The organism is Streptomyces sp. CA-106110 (assembly GCF_050936285.1).
Lineage (GTDB): Bacteria > Actinomycetota > Actinomycetes > Streptomycetales > Streptomycetaceae > Streptomyces.
In genome coordinates this window covers 4,208,592-4,230,219 of record NZ_JBNJNB010000001.1, presented here as the reverse complement: position 1 = coordinate 4,230,219, position 21,628 = coordinate 4,208,592, and the positions used below count along the sequence as shown (strand labels likewise).

Below are 21,628 nucleotides of genomic sequence, written 5' to 3'. Positions count from 1 at the left end.
CGCTTGGCGATTGCCTCCCACTGGCCTGTTCGCGCAGGTCAGTGGGGGTGTTCGCGACCCACCGTTGCACCTGGCATATGCCGAACGAATGGTGTGGAAAGTGTGCTTGCAGGGGTCGCGTTGCGCCGTAACGCCTCCGAACAGCCCCTTGGGCCGCCATCATGGGTGCATGGCGGGGCTGGAGGGCATTGAACAGCCGCGGCGGCACGGAAGTGCGACCGCGGCGCGCTGGTCGCCTGCGGTCGAGGACGAACGGGCGCTCAAGGCACTGGAGTTGTTCGGCAATCCCACGGAGGCGGAGGTATCGCTGCCGTCCCGGCCCGAATCCGCGGCCACCGCCCGCCGGCTCGCCCAGGTCGTGATTCTGCGTCACTGGGGGCTGGCCTCGAGGATGACCGAGGACGCGGTCCTGCTCGTCTCCGAGCTCGTGGGCAACGCCGTTCGGCACACCGGGGCGCGCTCCTTCGGGTTACGGATGCGCCGGCGCCGGGGGTGGATCCGTATCGAGGTCCGCGATCCCTCCCGCGGCCTGCCCTGTCTGATACCGGTTCAGGAACTGGACGTGAGCGGCCGCGGACTCTTCCTCGTGGACAAGCTCGCCGACCGGTGGGGCGTCGACCTGCTGCCGCGCGGCAAGACGACCTGGTTCGAGATGCGGGTCGCCGACCGCTGACGGCGGCCGCGCCGCCCGGCGCGCCCGCGGTACCCGTCCGCGTACCGCTCCGGACGCCACGATCGACGGGCCGTCAGGACCCCCTGCGACCCGCCCGACCTTCCTTGGGTCAAATCGCCCGATTTTCCGTCACCTTGTCCTTAAATGGGGAGAGTGACTACGCCCGTCCCTCCCACCCCACCGGACCGTGAGACGGGCACCGCGCGCACGGTGCCCGGCCGCCGGTCGGCACTGCGCGCGGGCGCGGGGCTCGCCGCAGGTACGTTCGCCACAGCCTGTTCCCCCGGTGGCCACATCCTCCACCGGCCCGTCGAGTCTCCCGCCTCCGCCGCTCCGCGCTCCCCGACCCCAGCACCCGAGCCCCGCGCCTATGCGCAGCAGCCCGGCCAGATCGACCACGGCCCGCGGGACCGCCCCCGGGTCGCCCTCACCTTCCACGGCCAGGGCGATCCCCGTTTCGCCAGGTCCATCCTGGACACGGCGGAGAAGGCGGGCGCGAAGATCACCGTGCTCGCGGTCGGCACCTGGCTCGACCAGCATCCCGAGGCCGCCCGCCGCATCCTCGACGGCGGTCACGACCTCGGCAACCACACCCTGCGCCACCTCGGCATCAACACCATGTCCGAGACGGACGCGTACGCCGAGATCCAGGGGTGTGCGCAGCGGCTGCGGCGGCTGACCGGATCCATCGGCACCTGGTTCCGGCCCTCCCGCGCCCCGCGTGCCACCCCGCTCGTCGAACGCCTGGCCCGTCTCTCCGGCTATCCGCACGTCCTGTCGTATGACGTCGACTCGCTCGACTACACCTCGCCGGGCGCCTCCGCCATCACCCGCAAGGTGGTCGGCGAGGTGCGCAACGGGTCCGTGGTGAGCCTGCATTTCGGGTACGCGGACACGGTCGCCGCTTTTCCCGCCCTGCTGAAAGAACTCGAACGCCGCGGCCTCACCGCGGTGACCACCACGGAGCTGCTGAGCTGATGCCCTCCACGACCGTCACGCGTGTACTGATCGCCGGCGCCGCCCTCGCCGTGCTCGCCGGATGCAGCAGCGGATCCGCCCACAAGGACAAGGGCCTCCCGTCCAAGAGCCCGGGCAGGACCGCACAGCGGCAGATGACCGTCCAGACCCTGCCGGGCATGCCGCCCGTGCTCGACCCGAAGGACGTCTACGCGGCCGACCGCCCGAACCAGCTGTCCCCGGTGGTCAAGGGCTTCCCGTCCCGCATCTACGTCCCCAACACCAACTCCAACACCGTGTCCGTCATCGACCCCGGCACCTACAAGGTCATCGACACGCTCCGGGTCGGCCGCCAGCCGCAGCACGTCGTGCCGTCCTGGGACCTGAAGACGCTGTGGGTCAACAACGACCTGGGCAACTCCCTCACCCCCATCGACCCGAGGACCGGCCACGCCGGCAAGCCGGTCGACGTGCACGATCCGTACAACCTGTACTTCACGCCGAACGGCAAGTACGCGGTGGTCATGGCATCCAGGGACCGCCGGCTGGTCTTCCGCGACGCGCACACCATGAAGGTGGCGAAGTCCGTGCCCGTGGACTGCGCCGGCGTCAACCACGCCGACTTCTCGCTCGACGGCCGCTACTTCATCGTCTCCTGCGAGTTCAGCGGCGAACTGCTCAAGGTCGACACCGAGAAGATGGAGGTGCTCGACCGGCAGAAGCTGCCGGTCCGCGGTTCCATGCCGCAGGACGTCAAGGTCGCGCCGGACGGCAGGACGTTCTACGTCGCCGACATGGTGGCCGACGGAATGTGGATCCTCGACGGCGACACCTTCGGCAAGCCGACCTTCCTGTACACCGGGAAGGGCGCACACGGCCTGTACGTCAGCCGCGACTCCCGCGAGATGTACATCTCCAACCGGGGCGAGGGCACCATCTCCGTCTTCGACTTCACGACGAACCGCCTGACCAAGAAGTGGCGTCTGCCCGGCGGCGGCAGCCCGGACATGGGCGGCGTCTCGACGGACGGCACGGTGCTGTGGCTCTCCGGCCGCTACAACTCCGAGGTCTACGCGATCGACACCCGCACCGGCCGGCAGCTCGCCCGGATCAAGGTGGGCAGCGGCCCGCACGGCCTCGCGGTCTACCCGCAGCCCGGCCGCTACTCGCTGGGGCACACGGGTGTCTACCGATGAGGCGCACACGGCCGTGACGGCGGCTCCGGACCGCCCTGGCAACGGCGAGTCCCGCCTCACGCGATGAGCAATGCCTCCGACGCCACCGGACGGTAACCGGCCGCCTGGAACGCCCGCAGACTGCGGGCGTTCCCCGCCGAGACCTGGGCCCACACCGGCTCGCCTCCGGCCAGCTGCCGCGCCGCCGAGACGAGCGCCCGCCCCAGTCCCCGGTGCCGTACGTCCGCGTCCACCTCGACGGCGACCTCCAGGCGCCCCGCGACCCCGCGTCCCAGCACGAGGACACCGCCCTGCGTGGACCACACCCGCACCTCGTCCCGCCGTCTGAGGGAACTGACGACCCGAGGATGGGCGGGATCGTCGATCTCCTTCAGCGTGAGCGGCGGCTCGCCGGGCAGCGGGGAGCCGACCATGAGCACGTCGATCGTGTCGCTCCGGCGCCCCGTCCGTTCCATGAACGCCGCCAGGAACCGTGCGTTCATCGTGGCGGCCAGCGCGTCGCAGTCCGTGCGCTCCAGCGTCTCGCGCACCCACTGCGGATCCCCGTCCGTGAACACGACGGAGTGCGCGGTGAAGGCGATGACCCCCGCGTCCCGGGGGGAGTGCTGGCGTACGACGCTGGTGGCGCCGTCCGCCGGAGGGAAGACGCCCCGTGCCGCCGCCTCCAGAATGTCCCGCAGACTCTCGGACATGGGTCCGTCCCTCCGGCTTGAGTCTCCACCCACTGGAAGGCCCAGACTCGCAGACATGATCGAAAACGGCACCGGCCTGTTCACCATCGGCGAACTGGCCCGGGCCACCGGACTGACCGTCCGCACCATCCGCTACTGGTCGGACGAGGGCGCCCTGCCCCCGGTGGCCCGGTCCCAGGGGGGCTACCGCCTGTACGACGCGGCGTCCGTGGCCCGCCTCGAACTGATCCGCACCCTGCGCGAACTGGGCCTCGGCCTGGACGACGTCCGCCGGGTGCTGGGCGGCGAGACGACCGTCGCCGAGGTGGCGGCGACGCATGTGGCGGCCCTGGACGCGCAGATCCGCGCCCTCAGGGTGACCCGGGCGGTGCTGTCGACCGTGGCGCGACGTGGCTCGAGTACGGAGGAGATGACCCTGATGAACAAACTTGCACGGCTTTCGGCGGCCGAGCGGAAACGGATCATGGAGGAGTTCGTGGAGGAGATGCTCCACGGGCTCGACACCGTCGACCCGGAGATCCGGGAGCGGATGCGGAACACCGCGGCGGACCTGCCGGAGGACCCGACGCCCGAGCAGGTCGACGCCTGGGTCGAGCTGGCCGAGATGATGCAGGACCCCGGGTTCCGGGCCCGGATGCGCAAGGCGGCCGAGTTCAACGCGGCCGACCGGGGGCCCGACGTGCCCGCCGGGGCGTCGATGTGGTTCGCGAGGCGCCTCGTCGACCTGGTGGGGCCGGCGTGCGAGCGCGGGGTGGCGCCCGAGGCGCCCGAGGCCGACGCGGTGCTGCGCGAGCTGCTGGGGGACGCCGACCGGACCGGCGTGCTCGAGCGCATGGAGACGGCCTTCGACGAGCGGGCCGCCCGCTACCGCGAACTGCTGTCCGTCGTGAAAGGACAGCCGGCACCGCCGCACAGGGAGGAGTTCGCCTGGGTGGTCGCGGCACTGAGGGCCCGGGCGGGCGGCTAATCTGACCTCCGTCAGTAGGACGGCCGTACGACGGCCAATGCACCAAGAAGGGGCGGATCGGTGGCGGACATCGAGGAAGCACGCATGCAGTTCGAGCGGATCGATGCGGACGGTGACGGGTTCATCACCGCCGCCGAGTTCAAGTCCGCCCTGGCCCAGGGCGGCGACTGGAACGTCACCGACACGGTGGCCGAGAGCATCATCAAGACCCGTGACCTCAACGGTGACAAGGTGCTGTCGTTCGACGAGTTCTGGACGTATCTGAGCAAGTGAGCAGGAGCCGAGGGGGCGCCCGCCCGGCAGGGAATGGGCGCCCCCTCGGCGTGCCGCCGTCAGCCGTTCGGCGTATATCCGGAATAGGCCGTCCGGCCCGGGGGTTGGTGCTGCCCGCACACACCGTACGAGCACACGACCCCCGGAAGGACGAGGCCAGTCATGAAGATCGGCATCATCGGCGCGGGAAACATCGGCGGCAATCTCACCCGGCGGCTCACCGCCCTCGGCCATGAGGTCTTCGTCGCCAACTCCCGCGGTCCGCACACGCTCACCGCGCTCGCCGAGGAGACGGGCGCGACCCCCGTCCCGGTCGAGGAGGCCGCCCGCGGTGCCGAGGTCGTCGTGATCACGGTCCCGGTGAAGGCGGTCCCGCACCTGCCGTCCGGAGTGCTGGACGGGGCGGCGGAGGGCGTCGCCGTGATCGACACCGGCAATTACTACCCCAGGGAGCGGGACGGACGGATCCCGGGCATCGAGGACGAGGGCGTCACCGAGAGCCGCTGGACCGAACAGCAGATCGGCCATCCCGTCGTCAAGGCCTTCAACGGCACCTACGCCCAGGACATCCTGGATGGCCCCCGCCCCGCCGGCGACCCCGACCGCATGGCGCTCCCGGTCGCGGGCGACGACGCGGCGGCCAAGCGCCGGGTGCGGGACCTCATCGACGAACTCGGCTTCGACACGGTCGACGCCGGCGGTATCGACGACTCCTGGCGTCAGCAGCCGGGCACCCCGGTCTACGGCCTGCGGGCCGGGACCGACGGGGTCACCAAGGCACTGACGGAGGCGGCGCCCGAACGCACGCCGGAGTTCCGCGGCTAGATCCAATCCCGTGTAGATAGCGCGTGGGGCCTGTGTGCCAAGTGGCCTGAAACGGGACGGAGCTCCTGCTAGAACCGTGTCGACCAAGATCACTGTTCGGCGGGAGCTCCGTTGGGTACCCAGTCTGTCATTTCTCGTGAAGTTGTTGTTGCCGCCGGGGCGTTCACGCCCGGCCATCTGGGCGAGTTGACCCGGATCATCCCGTTCGAGATGGTCGACGAGGCGTTGACGCAGACGGGCAGGGTGCAGGAGCGGGTGCGGGACCTGCCGTCCCGGGTGGTGGTGTATCTGCTGCTGGCAGGGTGCCTGTTCCCCGGGCTGGGCTGGCGGCAGGTGTGGCAGCGGTTGACGGCGGGACTGGAAGGGCTGACGGTCGCGGACCCGACCGGTGGTGCGCTGGCACAGGCCCGCAGGCGGGTGGGGGCCGAGCCGCTGCGATGGCTGTTCGACCTGCTGCGTGGACCGGCCGCCGGCATCGCCACCACCGGCGTGTGGTGGCGCGGGCTGCTGGTCTGCGCGATCGACGGCACCACCATGGCGGTGCCCGACAGCCCGGCGAATCTGACCGAATACACCAAACACCGCTGCAACAACGGTGGTGCGGGATATCCAGCGTTGCGACTCCTGGTGCTGGTGTCCTGCGGCACCCGCACGGTCATCGACGCGGTGTTCGGACCAACCACTGACGGCGAGACGACGTACGCGCCGCGCCTGCTCCGCAGCCTGCGCAAGGGCATGATCGTGCTGCTGGACCGGAACTTCGCCGCCCAAGCGCTGGTGACCGCCATGGCCAGAACCGGCGCGCACGTGCTGACCCGTGTGAAGAACGGCCGTCGGCTGCCCGTCCTGGGCCGCTGCGGTGACGGCTCCTACCTTTCGGCAATCGGCGCCGTCCCCGTGCGGGTCATCGACTGCGAGATCACCATCACCACGGCCACGGGACGCAGCACCGGCCTCTACCGCCTCGTCACCACACTGACCGACCACAGGACCCACCCCGCCGCCGAACTGATCACCCTGTACCACCAGCGCTGGGAGATCGAGACCGCGTATCTGGAGATCAAGTCCACCACCCTGGGCGGCCGTGTCCTGCGCGCCCGCACCCCGGACGGTGTCTCCCAAGAGCTCTACGCCCTGCTGGTCACCTACCAGGCCCTGCGCCTGGCCATGGCCGACGCCACCGCCGCCCGGCCCGGCATCGACCCCGACCGGGCCAGCTTCACCACCGCCCTGAACACCGCCCGCGACCTGGTCATCCAGGCCGCGGGCGTCATCGCCGACACGGTCGTCGACCTCGTCGGGGCCATCGGCCGCCGCGTCCTGGCCGACCTCATGCCCGACCGACGCATCCGCACCCGGCCCCGCGTCGTCAAACGCGCGATCTCCAAGTACAACGCCAAAGGCACCATCGACCGGACCAGCTACAAGGCCACCATCAGCATCGACATCCTGACCGCACCAGGACCTTGACACCCAGCCCAGCCGCCTATCTACACGGCATTGCGGCTAGATCCGGACCGCCTCGGGGGACCGGTGCGGCCCGTCCGGCAGCCGCACGCGCCGCACCGGCCCCGCGACACGTGCGCTCAGGCGCTCCCGGCCCACTCGCGCAGCGCCGCCTTGGTGGTGAAGTTGGCGACGTCCTTGTCGATGGGGTCGGAGGAGTACTGGTGGAAACGCCATGCCGCCTGGATGCGAGGCTTGCCCGCGGTGACGTAGTCGGCGATCCACAGGCCGTCGCCCGCGTACGACGTGGTGTCGACGGTCAGCCAGAAGTTCCGGCTCGTGTACAGGACGACCCGGTTGTCCGGCCGGAGCTGTTTGACCTTGCGGATGAACAGGTCCTTCTCGGCGTTGCTCGCGTGCGTGCCGTCGCCGGTCGTCTCCCAGTCGACGGCCAGCAGGTCGCCGGCCTTCTCCGGGGTCTTGCCGACGAAGTACTCCGCCTGGGCCGTGAGGTTGCCGGGCCACAGGAAGTGGTAGAAGCCGACGACGCAACCGGCGTCCCGGGCGGTCTTCGTCTGGGCGGTGAGTTTCGGGTTCACGTACGAACGCCCCTCCGTCGCCTTGATGAAGACGAAGGAGAGGCCGCTCGTGTCGTATGAGGATGACTGGTATGCGCTGACGTCGACGCCTCGCAGCATGGGGGCTCCCTGAGTGTGCTGGTGGGGGTACAGGGATGGTTGCCTGTTTCACCTGGCACGGGTGATATGCCCCAAAAGCACGAAGGTCAGCCCCGATCGGCCACCGAACCGAGGACGGAGGGCGATGCGGCGGCCCAGTCGGAGGTGATCACGCTGGCGTGGTCGGACGCCAGCAGCCCGAGCCGTGCCGCCACTTCGGCGTCCGTGGGGTTCGTGGACGAGATCGCGGGGGACACGTTCGCCGCGTCCGTCATGATCAGGAAATAGTGCCTGGTGTCGTACCAGGAGGTGTCGTAGCCGTTGTTGACGTACGTCGAGGCGTCCCCGTCGAAGAACACGAACCACGGGCGGATGGACGCGTCGTAGCGGCTGGTGCGCGGGTCGCCCGAGGCGGCGCCGAGCACGGCGGGGAAGGCCTGGGCCTTCGAGATGTTCCCCGCGGCGTACAGGTCGCGCAGGTAGTCGCCGTACTCCCGGTCCGTCCAGTAGTGGTCGAACGGGTTGTTCATCTCGACCGTGCCGGGGATGAGTTCGAAGAGGACCTTGCCCTTGAGGTCGTCCCGGGAGGGCCAGGCGTTCGCCTTCGCGGCCGCGTCGAGCGTCGAGTACGTGGAGCCCAGCAGGTCGGACGGCTTGTAGACGATGCCGCCGAGCTTGGCGGACACCAGTGCGTCGAACTCGTCGGGTCCGAGGCCGCCGTTGTTGTTGAAGCCGTTCTTCATCTCCACCTTGAAGACGATCGGCCGGTGGTCGGGGTGCAGCTGATGCCAGGCGGCGATGTTGTCCAGGCAGCCGCCGAGGTCCTGGTTGCGGCTCTTGCTGTACAGCTCGCCCGGCGTCTTCGCCGCCTCGCAGTTGTTGTCGTTGCCGAACGGATTGCTGTGGCTGACCCGCCAGCGCTTGGTGATGCTGTCGGTGTAGACGTCGAGTTCGAGCAGCGAGGCACCGGAGTCGAGGGCCTGGGCGAAGTAGGTGTACTTGGCCTTGTCGTAGGCGTTGTGCGTTCCGATGGTGGTCGCGTCGGAGAACTTGGGGGCGGCCGCCTGGGCGTTGCCCCCTGCTGTCATCAGCATCGCGGCGGCACCCAGCAGCACCGCCAGCCGTCTTGTCGTCCGCACGTGTCAACTCCCCTTCGAAGGCGCCGAGTTGACGGCAGCCTAGGGAGAGCGGATTACCGTGCGGTAGCCCCGGGGGGAACATCGGCCTCGGGGGTCGCGGCGACCTGCGACCACCCCGGAGTCATGGGTGTGGGAGCCTGCGCGGCCGGATGCCGATCGTGCGGACGCACAGCTGCATCAGGAGGCGATGCCGCGCTTGTCCATGGAGTCCTCGACTATGCGCAGCCCTTCCATGCCCGGCAGCTTCGCGATGTGCGAGTCGATGTCCCGGATGAGTCTGCGGCCCTCGGGGCCTGCGAAGAGGTGGGTCATGACGTGCGTGACCTCGCTCTCGGACATGACGCCCGAGCCGACCGGGCCCCAGGCCTTCTCGAGCGCGAACCGGGCGAACACACGGGCCTTCTTGCTCGCCGCGAGCCGTTCACGCGCCTGCGACGCGTAGAACGCGACGTGCTTCGTCTCCTGCTGCGCGATCCGCTTCAGCAGCGGCACCAGCACCGGGTGGCTCTCCAGCGCGGCAAGCCGGTGGTACGCCGCGGTCGCCGACCACTCGTTCGCCGCACCCCATGCCATGTGCACGGCGACGAAGTCATGTCCGACGATCCGGCTCATCGCCGTCTGCTTCACCGTCCCCAAGCGGTCCCTCCAACCGAGCTTCAGACGCGTCGCCTTGAGCTCGTCGAAGTCGATCCGGACGTCGTGGCGCTCGAGCACGGCCGCGAGCGCTTCGCCATGCCAGAACTCCTCGCGGTTCCACATCGTCATGAAGGCGCCCACCGCGGGCTCGTTGTGGGACGGGGTCGTCAGCAGATCCCGCATGTAGCAGACCGTGTGGTATTCGATGTCGCACATGTAGCGCAGCGTGCGCAGCGTCCCCTCGGGCAGCGGGTTGCGCTCGAACTCGTCGAAGTCGAGGTCGGCCCACTGCACCCCGGTGGAGTTCTTCGTGTACTTGTCTATGTCGAAAGCCATCAGTCACTCCTCTCGTCGGTGCGCGCCGGAGTCGTCACCCGTGCAGCGATGACCTCGCTGCGTACGCCCGAACCGCCCCTCTTCCAGCGGTGGATGTCCCAGTTCCTCTGGTGCGACTCGCGCGCCAGTTCGGCGTCGGGGTTGATCGCCGAGGGCTTGCCCAGCAGCGACAGCCACGGCAGGTCGGAGTGGCTGTCGCCGTAGCCGTAGGAGGCCGCGAGGTCGTAGCCGCCCTCCTCGGCGTACCGCCGAAGCCACGCGGCCCTCGCCTCGTCGACGAGCGGCGGCTTGGCGAGGTAGCCGGTGAGCACACCGTCCTTCACATGCATGGAGCTCCCGACGACCTCGTCGAACAGGCTGGCGAGCGGAGCGGCGAGCAGGCCGATGGAGCCGGTGACCAGGACGGTGCGGTGACCCGCCGCACGGTGCGCGCGGATGCGCGCCAGGGCCTCCGCGCTCGTGTGCCGCAGCATCGTGTCGGCGTAGCCGCGCCGCACGACCTCCTCGAGACGAGCGACGGGCATGCCGTGGTAGCGGCGCAGGAACGCACGGATGAACTCGCCTCGGTCCCGCTTCTCGGCGCGGAGGTAGCCGGGCAGCGACGTGAGCAGGTCCGCGACCTCCTTCGGCCAAGCCGCCTTGCGGAAGCCCGAGGTACGTACCCAGAGGTACTGCTCGACGATGTTGGAGTCGACGACGGTTCGTTCGAGGTCGAAGACGGCGAGCACGTCGGTACGCTGCGGCAGCTCGGGTTTCGGGCGGTTCGCCGGCCGGACGGCCGTGGCCTTCCGGCGACGGTGGGCCGCTGTCAGCTCGCTCATCGCGGGGAGGTGCACCTTCTGCAGGTACTCCTCCCAGTCGATCCGCTCCACATCGAAGCCACGGTCCTCGCGCGCCTCTGCCGGAAGGGCGTTGTTCAGCGCGCGGGCGTTGCGGTCGTCGAAGATGATCTCGGTCCGCACATACGCGCGGTAGAGGTCGGTGAAGTTGCTGAGGGTGGCGATGCCGGCGCGCAGCTTGGCGTTCTCGGCCGCGAGAGCGCGCTTGCGCTCGTCGTTCGGCATCAGCCGCAGACCGGCGTCCCACAGGTCGGCCTTCTTCTTCGCCAGCAGAAGCCGTCGGTTGAACTTGCGCTCGCCCGCGAACTTCCAGGTCGGTACCTTGACGAAACCGTCGTCCTTGGGCAGCGGGTACTGCGTGTAGTAGTCGCGTACGTTCTCGTACATGCGGTGGAACGGCAGCGGATTCGACGCGCCCGAGGCGATGTGGAAGTACTCCGGCTCGTCGACAGGGGCCCGGTTGGCCGCCGCGGCGAGGATGGCGTTGACGACGAAGTCGACGGGGATGACATCGAGGATCGAGTCGGGCAGCCCCGGGAAGTCCGGCAGCTGGCCGCGGCCGTAGGCGAAGATCAGCGGATCGGCGACCTTGAAGCCGTCGATCCAGCCGGGGAACGGATGCTGGAGGGCGCTCTCGATGATCGAGGGCCGGACCACCGAAAGCCGGTGCCCGGCCTCGCCCCAGAGGTCTTCCGCGGCACGTTCCGCGAGTGCCTTCGTCAGTGTGTAGACGTCGGTCCATCCCAGGCTCTGGGCGCGCCGCCGACCGGCGTCGACGAGATGGGAACGCACCCACTCGCGCCGCGCGTTCTCGCTCGCGCGGGCCACCGCGATCGGGCCCTCCTTGCCGTGGTTGCCGCGGGCGCGGGACATGAACCGCTCGAGCTGCGCCGGTTCCCGCGAGGTGAGCTCGGTGCGCTCGTGGGCCTGTGTCGCCGAGGTCCACTCGGCGCGCCAGTCGACGTCGTGCTCGAGCTTGGCCTCGGGCACCACACCGCGACGGAGTCCCCCGACGTAGCAGGTCGACACGTGGACGACGTGCGGGTCCGATCCGGAGGCGAGCAGGGCCTGGTAGAGGCTTACGGCGCCGTTGACGTTCGTGTCGAACGCCTCGTGGATGGGCGGGTCGAACGAGACGGTCGACGCCGAGTGGATGACGACGTCAAGGTGGGAGGGCAGCTCAGGAATGCCGGTCATGCTGCCGTCGAGCACCGTGATCCGCTCACGGACGATGCGCTCGGCCTCCTCGGCCCCCACAGCATCCCGCCAGCGCTCGAACACGGGTTTGCGTAGAAGCCTCCGGAGCCGGTCCTGCCCGGTCTGTCTGCCCTTCCCGCGCACGAGGAGCGAGATGTGGGTGGCGGGGTGATCGGTGAGCAGCCGCTCGAGCACGGCCTGCCCGACGAAGCCGGTCGCGCCGGTGAGCAGGACATGCGCGCTGCCGAGTTCGGTCTTCGCACTGTGCGGCATCACGGAAGGAGCCTCGATTCCACGGTGGATGCGACACCGGGACCGATGCCGGGGAGCGCGGCGACCATCGCGCGGATACGGCCCGCCTCGGCCCGTCCGCTCTGGTCGCCGAAGACATGGCGTTCGAAGAAGGTGCGCTCGTGCTTGGAGCGATCGACCGAGCCGAGCGGCCAGGCGGAGTGCCGGAGGGCGCGGCGGGTGATGCGCTGGGCGCGGACCGAGTGCCCGAGCCGCCGCTGCGACTCCTCGGCGAGGAAACGGATGTGGCGCTGCTTGATCTCCACCACGGGGTTGATGATCGACGCCACGTCGGGGGACACCCCGGCCAGACGCCGGTAGGCCGCCTGTGTGATCCATTCGTCCACGAGGCTCGTCGTCACGTGTGCGGCGACGATCTGCGTACCGGTGACGGTGGCGATGAGGGAGCGACGGATCGGGCCACGGCGCTCGCGGCGCTCCGCCAGTACCCACCGTGCCGGGCCGACGCTCGAAGGGAGGCCGCGGGCGGCGGGAGAAGCATCCAGGACGGCATCGAGGGCGTCGGCGATCCAGAATCTCTCGAACATCCACGTGGTGAGGAACGCGGTGACCCGGGCGTCCTTGTGTGTCGCCGTCACGAGGAGGTCGCGCACGCGGTGCAGCGTCGCACGTTCCATGTCACGCAGCGCGCGAACGAGCCGGACGGATTCGGCGTCGAGCGGCTCTTCGTCGAGCGACCCGAGGTCGAGCGTTCCGCGGTGGCTGCCGTGTGCCGTACGGGCGAACTCACGCACGTCGAAGCCCGCTGTATCGGGCGGCGCGGTCGTTGCTTCGTCGTTTGAGTTCATGCACGGACTTTCTGGGGCCGGAGCCGGGGTGGGCAACTCTGCGGAGGCCCCGGAACGTGCGAAAAGCCGTCGGGGCTGTCACGTGAGACCGGGCAACCGGCGCATGTGTGACACGCGGCCTGGTTTTGCATTCGGCACAGCGCGCGATGAGGGCCTGTGGTCATAGGCCGGTTCCTGAGTCCGCATGAGCATGTGCGGAAGCTCGTGTCACAGGTTCGATGCGTGCCCGGTCTAAGGGGACGAGCCGAGAAAAGAAGGGTGTGTCATGCGCGAGGAGTCAGCCATCGGCCGCTGTACGACCGTAGCAATTCACCTGGGTCGGCTCGCCGGACATCGACCACGGAAGCTTTCTGGGATCTTCACGTTCCCGCGCAGAAGCGGGCTGTCAACCAGGTGGCTCGGAAGGGCGGTGTCGGGCTCGACGGCGTGGACCCGCTCGTCACCCCATGTAATAGCTAAGAGCGGGGAGTTCGGATGTCGAGCAGATGCCGTATGAAACTATGCTGAGCCGTCCGGGAGTCGCAGTTGTCACCGGTGCTACGTCGGGTATCGGAGCAGCGTTCGCGCACGCTCTGGCAGACCATGGATGGGACCTTGTCCTGGTGGCGCGCGACAGGGAGCGGCTCGGCCGGACGGCGGTCGAGCTGGAAGCCCGGGGCCGTGCCGTCGAGGTACTGCCCGCCGACCTGTCCGATCGCGCCGATGTCGAGCGTGTCGCCGCCCGGCTGGAGGACCCCGCCCGTCCGGTGGACATGCTCGTGAACAACGCCGGTTTCGGCGTGCACGCACCGATCACCTCGGCCGACACCGCTCCGCATGACCGGGCGATCGAGGTCATGGGGCGCGCGGTGCTGGTGCTTGCCGGCGCCGCTGGGCGGGCCATGCGCGAACGCGGGCACGGCGCGATCGTCAATGTGTCGAGCACGGCTGGGTTCGTCACGATGGGGAGCTATTCGGCCGTCAAGGCGTTCGTCACCTCGCTTACCGAGGGACTGGCGAACGAGCTGCATGGAACGGGCGTCACCGTGACGGCACTTTGTCCGGGCTGGGTCCGTACGGAATTCCACGAGCGGGCCGGAATTCGGTCGTCGAGCATTCCGAACTTCCTCTGGCTCGACCCCGAGCGACTCGTCGAAACGAGTCTGCGCGACGTGCGGCGCGGACGGGTGATCTCCATGCCGAGCTTCCGGTACCGGTTGCTCATCTGGTTCACGCGGCACCTTCCGCGCCACACGGTGCGGTGGATCTCGCGACGGATCTCGGCCGGCCGTAACGACAGTCTCACTCACTGAAAGAATCAGTGCGGGCAAGCCCGCACCGGAAGGAAGCGGATGCCTGCGACGACGCGTGACCGTTTCACCTCACGGTCTAACGCCGCGGCGCGTTTCGTCGCGCAGCGGGGGCTACTGAAGCCCATTGTCTGGAGCGTGACCAGCGTCACGGTACTTGGGCGCGAGCGCTTGGAGAACGTCGAGCAGGCGTATGTCCTCGTCGCCAATCACACCTCGCACCTCGACACGCCCCTCATCATGGGCGCGCTGCCCCGCCGATTGGCGCGTTACCTCGCGGTGGGAGCCGCCGCCGACTACTTCTTCGACGTGTGGCGGCGGCGCGGCCTCACGGCTCTCTTCTTCAACGCCTTCCCGGTCGACCGCACCGGAGTGAACGCGCGCAGAGTGAGCGCCAAGGCTTTGCTGAACCGAGGAGTGCCGCTCCTGGTCTTTCCCGAAGGAACCCGCTCGCGCGACGGATCACTCGGGGAGTTCAAGCCGGGGGCGGCGGCGCTCGCCTCGTCAGCCCAGGTGCCGGTGCTCCCCGTCGCGGTCATAGGCGCGCATGCGGCGCATCCTCACGGATCGAATTGGCCCAAACCGGGCCGCCTGCCAGTCGGGGTTGTCTTCGGCGAACCACTCACTGCCTTTCCCGGAGAGCTGGTGAGCGAGTTCACCGAACGTATCCGCTCGGCGATCGTCGCTCTGGCCGAGGAGAACTCCGACCGCATCCTCGGCGCGCATGCCACCTCACGTCGTCATACCTGAAGGAGACCGTCCGTGACCGAACCCACCAGCCGCACCGACGCGATGCGCACCGGTGATGTGAAACACATGAAGTGGTGGGGCTGGGGCGTGGAAGGCGTCGGCTTCCATCACGAGGACAAGCCCGGTTTCGCGCAGTTCGTCCAGAAGGCCGTCGGTCTCGATCTCTGGGGGATCGAGCCCACCGAACGGCCCGACTTCTCGGAGTTGAAAGTTCCTGCTTCGACAGCATCGGAGGAGTTCGTCAGGGTCCTGAGCGGCATCGTCGGAGCCGGGAACATCGTCGTCGACGACCTGTCCCGGGTCGTCCACACGTACGGCAAGAGCCTGCGTGACCTGGTCCGCATACGATCCGGCGAGATCGCGCGCAGTCCCGATGTGATCGTCTACCCGGCCGACGAGGCGGAGGTGCAAAGCGTCGTCGAGGCGGCCGTCGAGGCGGACGCCGTGATCATCCCCTTTGGGGGCGGCAGCAATATCGCGGGCAGCCTCGAGCCGCACCCGGACGAGTCGCGGGTGGTCGTTTCACTCGACCTCGGCCGCCTGGGCCGGGTGCTGGAGATCGACACCGACGCCGGACTGGCGCGCATCCAGGCCGGGGCGCTGGGCCCTGATCTTGAGGCTCAACTCAACCGGGACGGCTGGACGATGGGGCACTTCCCCGACTCGTTCACCCACTCGACGCTCGGCGGATGGGTCGCCACGCGCTCGTCCGGCATGCAGTCGGACAAGTACGGCGACATCGCGGACATCGTCAAGGGGCTGCGTGTCGTGCGGGCCGGCGGCGTCCTCGTGATCCGTGCTGTTCCGAGCGCGTCGACCGGGCCGAGCGTGCGGGAGATGGTGGTGGGCTCGGAGGGGCGGCTCGGCGTCATCACCGAGGTCACGGTGCAGGTGCACCGGCTCCCCGAGAGGCGTGGCATCTACGCCTACTTCTTCAAGAACCTCGACCACGGCCTCGCCGCGATGCAGGAGCTCGCCGAGAGCGACGTATCGCCCTCGGTCACCCGTGTTTCGGACGCGCACGAGACGGGCTTCTCCCTGGCGACGAGCAAGGAGTCGAAGGGCATCCAGAAGATGGCACAGGCCGGCCTCATGGCGTATCTCAAGAGGCGTGGCTGGGACCTCGACGAGATGTGCCTCTCCTTCATCGGTTTCGAGGGCGGCGAGGCGTACGCGAAGCGGCAGAAGTCGCTCGCCGACCGGATCGTGCGCAAGCATCACGGCATCGGCGTCGGCAAGGGACCCGGTGCGCTCTACGACCAGAAGAAGTTCGACACGCCCTACATCCGCGACTTCCTGCTCGACCGCGGTGCCGCAGGCGACGTGAGCGAGACCGCCGGTCCGTGGTCGAAGCTGCGTGGCATCCACGCGGCGGTCTACGAGGCGGCCGACCGCGCCTACGAGAAGATCGGCCGCAAAGGCTGGACGATGTCGCACATGTCGCACTCGTACCACTCTGGAGCCTGTCTCTACTTCACTTTCGCCTTCGTGTTCGGTGACGACCCTCTCGGCGAGTACGACACGGTCAAGCGCGCGATCCAGCAGGCGTTCGTCGATGCCGGCGGCACCATCTCGCACCACCACGGGGTGGGCCTGGAGCACGTGCCGTGGCTGGAGGAGGACATCTCGCCTCAGGGCGTCGCGGTCATGTCGGGCCTCTTCGGTGCCGCCGACCCGGGCGGCAACTTCAACCCGCGCAAGATCGTGGTCTGAGCGCGGCGTTCCATGGCCCGCGCGCATGGGCGGTGCGCGGGCATCGGCGCGGGCACGCCGCGACCGCGGCGCCGAGATACTCGTCCTCCTCGCGGATGGGGACGGTCTCGGGCGTCGGCGGACCACTGAGTGGCGCCGTAGAGGCCCGGTCGAACCGCCGCCCGGGAGGCCGCCGAATCAGGGCCCGTCCCCTCAGCACTCGATGATGTTGACCGCCAGCCCCCCGCGCGCCGTCTCCTTGTACTTCACGCTCATGTCCGCGCCGGTCTCCTTCATGGTCTTGATGACCTTGTCCAGGGAGACCTTGTGGGTGCCATCGCCGCGCATCGCCATACGGGCCGCCGTGACGGCCTTGACCGCCGCCATGCCGTTGCGTTCGATGCACGGGATCTGGACCAGACCGCCGACCGGGTCGCAGGTCAGGCCGAGGTTGTGCTCCATGCCGATCTCGGCCGCGTTCTCCACCTGCTCGGGGGTGCCGCCCAGCACCTCCGCCAGCGCGCCCGCCGCCATCGAGCAGGCCGAGCCGACCTCGCCCTGGCAGCCGACCTCCGCGCCCGAGATCGAGGCGTTCTCCTTGAAGAGCATGCCGATGGCGCCGGCCGCGAGCAGGAAGCGCACGACCCCCTCCTCGTCGGCGCCCGGCACGAAGTTGATGTAGTAGTGCAGGACCGCCGGGATGATCCCCGCCGCGCCGTTCGTCGGGGCGGTCACGACCCTTCCGCCGGCCGCGTTCTCCTCGTTCACCGCCATCGCGTAGAGGGTGATCCACTCCATCGCGCGGGACACCGGGTCGCCCTCGGCGCGCAGCTGGCGCGCGGTGACGGCGGCGCGGCGGCGCACCCTGAGGCCGCCGGGCAGGATGCCCTCGCGGGACATGCCGCGCGACACGCACGCCTGCATGACCCGCCAGATGTCGAGCAGCCCCGACCGGATCTCCTCCTCGGTGCGCCAGGCCCGCTCGTTCTCCAGCATCAGCGAGGAGATGGACAGGCCCGTCTCCTTGGTCAGGCGCAGCAGCTCGTCGCCGGTGCGGAAGGGGTACTTCAGCACCGTGTCGTCCAGCTTGATGCGGTCCGCGCCCACCGCGTCCTCGTCGACGACGAAGCCGCCGCCCACCGAGTAGTACGTCTTCGCCAGCAGCTCGGCCCCGGAGGCGTCGTACGCCCACAGCGTCATGCCGTTCGCGTGGTACGGGAGCGTCTCGCGCCGGTGCAGGATCAGGTCGTCGTCGAAGGAGAACGCGATCTCGTGCTCGCCGAGCAGCCGGATCCGGCCGGAGGTCTTGATGTCCTCCACCCGCTGGTCGGCGGTCTCCACGTCCACGGTGCGCGGCGAGGCGTCCTCCAGGCCGAGCAACACCGCCTTCGGCGTGCCGTGGCCGTGGCCGGTGGCGCCGAGGGAGCCGTACAGCTCCGCGCGTATGGACGCGGCCGAGTCCAGGAGGTCCTCATTGCGCAGCCGGTGGGCGAACATGCGCGCCGCGCGCATCGGACCGACCGTGTGGGAGCTCGACGGGCCGATGCCGATCGAAAACAGGTCGAAGACCGAGATGGCCACGGTGTCTCCTCAGTACGGGGGTGGTGCGGGGGCCGGCCGGGCACCAGGCACACTCCAGTGTGCGCGGTGCCCGACCGAAGTGACTTACTTGGTGAGACCCGGGTACAGCGGGTGCTGTTCGGCCAGGGCCTTCACCCGGGCCTTGAGCGCCTCGGCGTCGTAGGACGGCTTCAGCGTCTCGGCGATGACATCAGCGACCTCGGCGAAGTCCTCGGCCGTGAAGCCGCGGGTCGCCAGGGCGGGCGTGCCGATGCGCAGACCCGAGGTGACCATCGGCGGGCGCGGGTCGTTCGGGACCGCGTTGCGGTTGACCGTGATGCCGACCTCGTGGAGACGGTCCTCGGCCTGCTGCCCGTCCAGCTCGGAGTCGCGCAGATCGACCAGGACGAGATGCACGTCCGTGCCGCCGGACAGAACGGAGACACCGTGCTCCCGGACGTCGTCCCTGACCAGGCGCTCAGCGAGGATCCGCGCGCCGTCGAGGGTGCGCCGCTGCCGCTCCTTGAAGTCCTCGGAGGCCGCGACCTTGAAGGCGACCGCCTTGGCCGCGACGACGTGCTCCAGCGGACCGCCCTGCTGACCCGGGAAGACCGCGGAGTTGATCTTCTTGGCGAGCTCGGCCGTCGACAGGATCACGCCACCGCGCGGACCGCCCAGCGTCTTGTGGGTCGTGGTGGTGACCACATGGGCGTGCGGCACCGGGTTCGGGTGCAGCCCCGCCGCCACCAGACCGGCGAAGTGCGCCATGTCGACCATGAGGTACGCGCCGACCTCGTCCGCGATCCGCCGGAACGCGGCGAAGTCCAGCTGACGCGGGTAGGCGGACCAGCCCGCCACGATCAGCTTCGGCCGGGTCTCCTTGGCCAGCCGCTCCACCTCGTCCATGTCGACGAGACCGTCGGCGCCGACGTGGTAGGGGACCACGTTGTAGAGCTTGCCGGAGAAGTTGATCTTCATTCCGTGGGTCAGGTGCCCGCCGTGCGCGAGGTTCAGACCCATGATCGTGTCGCCGGGCTGCAGCAGCGCGAACATCGCGGCCGCGTTGGCCTGCGCGCCCGAGTGCGGCTGCACATTGGCGTGCTCGGCGCCGAAGAGTTCCTTGACGCGGTCGATGGCGATCTGCTCGACCACGTCGACGTGCTCACAGCCGCCGTAGTAGCGGCGGCCCGGGTAGCCCTCGGCGTACTTGTTGGTGAGGACCGAGCCCTGCGCCTCCATGACCGCCACCGGGGCGAAGTTCTCGGAGGCGATCATCTCGAGGGTGGACTGCTGGCGGTGCAGTTCGGCGTCGACGGCGGCCGCGACGTCCGGGTCGAGCTCGTGCAGCGGGGTGTTCAGAACAGACATGTGTGCGGGTGACTCCTCAGCCGGCGATGTGGGTGTCGTACTCATCGGCGGAGAGCAGGTCGGCCGGCTCCTCCGTGACGCGCACCTTGAACAGCCAGCCGCCCTCGAAGGGGGCGGAGTTCACCAGCGACGGGTCGTTCACCACGTCCTCGTTGACCTCCGTCACCTCGCCGCTGACCGGCGAGTAGAGGTCGCTCACCGACTTGGTCGACTCCAGCTCACCGCAGGTGTCACCCGCGGTCACCGAGTCTCCGACCTCCGGGAGCTGGACGAACACGACATCGCCGAGCGCGTTGGCGGCATGCTCCGTGATGCCGATCGTCGAGACGCCGTCCTCGGCGGCCGACAGCCACTCGTGCTCCTTGCTGTAACGCAGCTGCTGGGGGTTGCTCATGGCCTGAATTCTCCTGTACGCGGGGAGTGGTGGTGAAAGGGGGACTGCTGGAGACGTGTGTGACCAGGGTCTACGGGTGGGATGCCACGCCCGCCCCCGGCCCAGTCTCTACTTCTGGCGCTTGTAGAACGGCAGCGCCACGACCTCGTACGGTTCATGGCTGCCCCGGATGTCCACCCCGACCCCGGGCGTGCCCGGCGCGGAGTGCGCGGCGTCGACGTAGGCGATCGCGATCGGCTTGCCCAGCGTGGGGGAGGGCGCGCCGGAGGTGACCTCACCGATCACCTCGCCGCCGGAGACGACCGCGTACCCGGCGCGCGGGACGCGACGGCCCTCGGCGACCAGCCCGACGAGGACCCGCGGCGGGTTCTGCTCCGCGCGCTCCGCGGCCTCGAGCAGCGCGGCGCGCCCCACGAAGTCGCCCTCCTTCTCGAACTTCACCACGCGGCCGAGACCGGCGTCGAAGGGGGTCAGGGAGGTGGTCAGCTCGTGCCCGTACAGCGGCATGCCCGCCTCCAGGCGCAGCGTGTCCCGGCAGGACAGCCCGCAGGGGATGAGGCCTACGGACGCGCCCGCCTCGGTCAGCGCCTGCCACAACTTCTCGGCGTGTTCGGGGGCGACGAACAGCTCGAAGCCGTCCTCGCCGGTGTAGCCGGTGCGCGCGATCAGCGCCGGGACGCCGGCGACCGTGCCGGGCAGACCCGCGTAGTACTTGAGGCCGTCGAGGTCGGCGTCGGTGAGGGACTTCAGGATGCCGGGCGACTCGGGGCCCTGGACGGCGAGCAGCGCGTAGGCGTCGCGGTCGTCGCGCACCTCGGCGTCGAAGCCGGCGGCGCGCTCCACGAGCGCGTCCAGCACCACCTGGGCGTTGGAGGCGTTGGCGACGACCATGTACTCCTGCTCACCGAGCCGGTACACGATCAGGTCGTCGAGGATGCCGCCGTTCTCCTGGCAGATCATCGTGTAGCGGGCCCGGCCGACGCCGACGGAGGAGATGTTGCCGACCAGGGCGTGGTCGAGGAGCCGGTTGGCCTGGGGCCCGGTCACGGTGATCTCGCCCATGTGCGAGAGGTCGAAGAGGCCCGCCTTCGTCCGGACGGCGATGTGCTCGTCGCGCTCGGATCCGTACCGCAGGGGCATGTCCCAGCCGGCGAAGTCGGTCATCGTCGCGCCGAGCTCACGATGCCGGGCATCGAGGGCGGTGCGGCGCAGGGGGCTGCTGCTCATCGGTTGTGCTCCCAAAGCGATGGGGGTCCCCCGGCGCGAGCGAAGCCGAGCGTGGGGGAGGGCGAGGTCGTTCCTCCCCATCTGTCATCGGAACCTGAGAGGTTCGCCATGACTCCCGCGGCGGGTCGTCACGGCTTGCACCTTGGGTGGAGCCGTCCGAAGCGGCTCGCTTTCCAGATGTGCCTCGCCCGCGCGGTATCGGGGCCTGAGAGATTCAAGGGAGGGACTTGCTCCTTCGGCGCCCGGACGGACGTACGGCGGACGTACGCGTACCCGGGACTCTCCCGCGCGGATTCAAGCGGCCGGTATGCAGTTGGCGCGCACATCATTGCACGCATCGCCCGATGGTGGCAGGGCCGCATCCGGAACCGGCCTGTGGCGGTACGCGAACGAAA

The 21,628-nt window shown here is 69.3% G+C and carries 19 protein-coding genes, 1 pseudogene and 2 riboswitches; of the genes and pseudogenes, 10 read left to right on the top strand and 10 right to left on the bottom strand.

Annotated elements, in window-relative coordinates; all coding sequences use genetic code 11:
* Window positions 1–169 precede the first annotated feature (169 nt).
* From ACQEXA_RS19490 to ACQEXA_RS19480, 3 genes are all read left to right on the top strand, one after another.
* Entirely contained in the window at window positions 170–673 is a 504-nt protein-coding gene (locus ACQEXA_RS19490; RefSeq protein WP_433130667.1) for an ATP-binding protein, read from the top strand.
* A 144-nt stretch (window positions 674–817) separates the two neighbouring features.
* Entirely contained in the window at window positions 818–1,651 is an 834-nt protein-coding gene (locus tag ACQEXA_RS19485; RefSeq protein ID WP_432932810.1) for a polysaccharide deacetylase family protein, read from the top strand.
* Window positions 1,651–2,826: a hypothetical protein gene (locus tag ACQEXA_RS19480; RefSeq protein ID WP_432932812.1), complete on the top strand. Its 1,176-nt coding sequence runs from the start codon at window positions 1,651–1,653 to the stop codon at window positions 2,824–2,826. The genes ACQEXA_RS19485 and ACQEXA_RS19480 overlap by 1 nt, the downstream gene beginning before the upstream one ends.
* A 56-nt stretch (window positions 2,827–2,882) precedes the next feature.
* Here the strand turns inward: ACQEXA_RS19480 and ACQEXA_RS19475 are convergent, their stop codons facing one another.
* The gene (locus tag ACQEXA_RS19475) at window positions 2,883–3,518 is read right to left on the bottom strand and encodes an N-acetyltransferase family protein (RefSeq protein ID WP_433130665.1); all 636 of its coding nucleotides are present in this window, start codon (window positions 3,516–3,518) and stop codon (window positions 2,883–2,885) included.
* Window positions 3,519–3,573: 55 nt separating this feature from the next.
* Here ACQEXA_RS19475 and ACQEXA_RS19470 point away from each other — a divergent pair, with 55 nt between their 5' ends.
* The 4 genes and pseudogenes from ACQEXA_RS19470 to ACQEXA_RS19455 all read left to right on the top strand — a co-directional run bounded on the left by ACQEXA_RS19470 (window position 3,574) and on the right by ACQEXA_RS19455 (window position 7,053).
* Entirely contained in the window at window positions 3,574–4,485 is a 912-nt protein-coding gene (locus ACQEXA_RS19470) for a MerR family transcriptional regulator (RefSeq protein ID WP_433130663.1), read from the top strand.
* A 60-nt stretch (window positions 4,486–4,545) separates the two neighbouring features.
* Window positions 4,546–4,758, top strand: a complete 213-nt coding sequence (locus ACQEXA_RS19465) for an EF-hand domain-containing protein (protein ID WP_360997828.1) — start codon at window positions 4,546–4,548, stop codon at window positions 4,756–4,758.
* Window positions 4,759–4,896: 138 nt separating this feature from the next.
* A pseudogene (locus tag ACQEXA_RS19460) lies at window positions 4,897–5,583 on the top strand (NADPH-dependent F420 reductase); the annotation flags it as partial.
* Between the two features lie 111 nt (window positions 5,584–5,694).
* A complete protein-coding gene (locus ACQEXA_RS19455; RefSeq protein WP_433130661.1) occupies window positions 5,695–7,053 on the top strand; it encodes an IS4 family transposase in 1,359 nt (452 codons plus the stop codon).
* Between the two features lie 116 nt (window positions 7,054–7,169).
* On the opposite strand, the gene ACQEXA_RS19450 is transcribed toward ACQEXA_RS19455, so the two are convergent.
* The 5 genes from ACQEXA_RS19450 to ACQEXA_RS19430 form a co-directional block, all read right to left on the bottom strand.
* Entirely contained in the window at window positions 7,170–7,727 is a 558-nt protein-coding gene (locus tag ACQEXA_RS19450) for a glycoside hydrolase family 25 protein (protein WP_432932818.1), read from the bottom strand.
* Between the two features lie 86 nt (window positions 7,728–7,813).
* On the bottom strand, window positions 7,814–8,845 hold the full coding sequence (locus ACQEXA_RS19445; protein WP_433130659.1) for a phosphatidylinositol-specific phospholipase C domain-containing protein: 1,032 nt from the start codon (window positions 8,843–8,845) through the stop codon (window positions 7,814–7,816).
* Window positions 8,846–9,022: 177 nt separating this feature from the next.
* Entirely contained in the window at window positions 9,023–9,817 is a 795-nt protein-coding gene (locus ACQEXA_RS19440; RefSeq protein WP_432932822.1) for a ferritin-like domain-containing protein, read from the bottom strand.
* Window positions 9,817–12,126 carry an HAD-IB family hydrolase gene (locus ACQEXA_RS19435; protein WP_433134582.1) on the bottom strand — a complete coding sequence of 770 codons (2,310 nt, stop codon included), beginning with the start codon at window positions 12,124–12,126 and terminating at the stop codon, window positions 9,817–9,819. The genes ACQEXA_RS19440 and ACQEXA_RS19435 overlap by 1 nt, the downstream gene beginning before the upstream one ends.
* Window positions 12,126–12,953: a hypothetical protein gene (locus ACQEXA_RS19430; RefSeq protein ID WP_433130657.1), complete on the bottom strand. Its 828-nt coding sequence runs from the start codon at window positions 12,951–12,953 to the stop codon at window positions 12,126–12,128. Before ACQEXA_RS19430 ends, ACQEXA_RS19435 begins: the two co-directional genes overlap by 1 nt.
* A gap of 500 nt (window positions 12,954–13,453) precedes the next feature.
* On the opposite strand from ACQEXA_RS19430, the gene ACQEXA_RS19425 reads away from it, so the two are divergent.
* From ACQEXA_RS19425 to ACQEXA_RS19415, 3 genes are read left to right on the top strand one after another with little or no spacing between them, the layout of a single operon-like run.
* The gene (locus ACQEXA_RS19425) at window positions 13,454–14,245 is read left to right on the top strand and encodes an SDR family NAD(P)-dependent oxidoreductase (RefSeq protein ID WP_433134580.1); all 792 of its coding nucleotides are present in this window, start codon (window positions 13,454–13,456) and stop codon (window positions 14,243–14,245) included.
* Window positions 14,246–14,284: 39 nt separating this feature from the next.
* Window positions 14,285–14,992: a lysophospholipid acyltransferase family protein gene (locus ACQEXA_RS19420; RefSeq protein ID WP_433130655.1), complete on the top strand. Its 708-nt coding sequence runs from the start codon at window positions 14,285–14,287 to the stop codon at window positions 14,990–14,992.
* A 12-nt stretch (window positions 14,993–15,004) separates the two neighbouring features.
* Window positions 15,005–16,705 (top strand): FAD-binding oxidoreductase, encoded by a 1,701-nt coding sequence (locus tag ACQEXA_RS19415; RefSeq protein WP_433130653.1) that lies wholly within the window; start codon window positions 15,005–15,007, stop codon window positions 16,703–16,705.
* Window positions 16,706–16,897: 192 nt separating this feature from the next.
* Here ACQEXA_RS19415 and ACQEXA_RS19410 read toward each other — a convergent pair whose 3' ends face one another.
* The 4 genes from ACQEXA_RS19410 to gcvT form a co-directional block, all read right to left on the bottom strand.
* Complete coding sequence (locus ACQEXA_RS19410) at window positions 16,898–18,265, bottom strand: L-serine ammonia-lyase (protein WP_432932831.1); 1,368 nt, start codon at window positions 18,263–18,265, stop codon at window positions 16,898–16,900.
* Window positions 18,266–18,349: 84 nt separating this feature from the next.
* Window positions 18,350–19,612 carry a serine hydroxymethyltransferase gene (glyA, locus tag ACQEXA_RS19405; RefSeq protein WP_432932833.1) on the bottom strand — a complete coding sequence of 421 codons (1,263 nt, stop codon included), beginning with the start codon at window positions 19,610–19,612 and terminating at the stop codon, window positions 18,350–18,352.
* Window positions 19,613–19,628: 16 nt separating this feature from the next.
* The gene (gene gcvH / locus ACQEXA_RS19400) at window positions 19,629–20,006 is read right to left on the bottom strand and encodes a glycine cleavage system protein GcvH (RefSeq protein ID WP_359395051.1); all 378 of its coding nucleotides are present in this window, start codon (window positions 20,004–20,006) and stop codon (window positions 19,629–19,631) included.
* Between the two features lie 108 nt (window positions 20,007–20,114).
* A complete protein-coding gene (gcvT, locus tag ACQEXA_RS19395) occupies window positions 20,115–21,233 on the bottom strand; it encodes a glycine cleavage system aminomethyltransferase GcvT (RefSeq protein ID WP_432932835.1) in 1,119 nt (372 codons plus the stop codon).
* Between the two features lie 71 nt (window positions 21,234–21,304).
* Window positions 21,305–21,416: riboswitch (glycine riboswitch) on the bottom strand.
* A riboswitch (glycine riboswitch) is annotated at window positions 21,417–21,530 on the bottom strand. It abuts the riboswitch before it with no gap.
* Between the last annotated feature and the right edge of the window lie 98 nt (window positions 21,531–21,628).

Bases quoted from the DNA above. Each gene is read 5' to 3' on its own strand.
- ACQEXA_RS19440 (WP_432932822.1), bottom strand. From the start codon at position 9,817: ATGGCTTTCGACATAGACAAGTACACGAAGAACTCCACCGGGGTGCAG.
- ACQEXA_RS19490 (WP_433130667.1), top strand. From the start codon at position 170: ATGGCGGGGCTGGAGGGCATTGAACAGCCGCGGCGGCACGGAAGTGCG.
- ACQEXA_RS19475 (WP_433130665.1), bottom strand. From the start codon at position 3,518: ATGTCCGAGAGTCTGCGGGACATTCTGGAGGCGGCGGCACGGGGCGTC.
- ACQEXA_RS19470 (WP_433130663.1), top strand. From the start codon at position 3,574: ATGATCGAAAACGGCACCGGCCTGTTCACCATCGGCGAACTGGCCCGG.
- gcvH (WP_359395051.1), bottom strand. From the start codon at position 20,006: ATGAGCAACCCCCAGCAGCTGCGTTACAGCAAGGAGCACGAGTGGCTG.
- ACQEXA_RS19425 (WP_433134580.1), top strand. From the start codon at position 13,454: ATGCTGAGCCGTCCGGGAGTCGCAGTTGTCACCGGTGCTACGTCGGGT.
- ACQEXA_RS19420 (WP_433130655.1), top strand. From the start codon at position 14,285: ATGCCTGCGACGACGCGTGACCGTTTCACCTCACGGTCTAACGCCGCG.
- gcvT (WP_432932835.1), bottom strand. From the start codon at position 21,233: ATGAGCAGCAGCCCCCTGCGCCGCACCGCCCTCGATGCCCGGCATCGT.
- glyA (WP_432932833.1), bottom strand. From the start codon at position 19,612: ATGTCTGTTCTGAACACCCCGCTGCACGAGCTCGACCCGGACGTCGCG.
- ACQEXA_RS19435 (WP_433134582.1), bottom strand. From the start codon at position 12,126: ATGCCGCACAGTGCGAAGACCGAACTCGGCAGCGCGCATGTCCTGCTC.
- ACQEXA_RS19430 (WP_433130657.1), bottom strand. From the start codon at position 12,953: ATGAACTCAAACGACGAAGCAACGACCGCGCCGCCCGATACAGCGGGC.
- ACQEXA_RS19485 (WP_432932810.1), top strand. From the start codon at position 818: ATGGGGAGAGTGACTACGCCCGTCCCTCCCACCCCACCGGACCGTGAG.
- ACQEXA_RS19480 (WP_432932812.1), top strand. From the start codon at position 1,651: ATGCCCTCCACGACCGTCACGCGTGTACTGATCGCCGGCGCCGCCCTC.
- ACQEXA_RS19450 (WP_432932818.1), bottom strand. From the start codon at position 7,727: ATGCTGCGAGGCGTCGACGTCAGCGCATACCAGTCATCCTCATACGAC.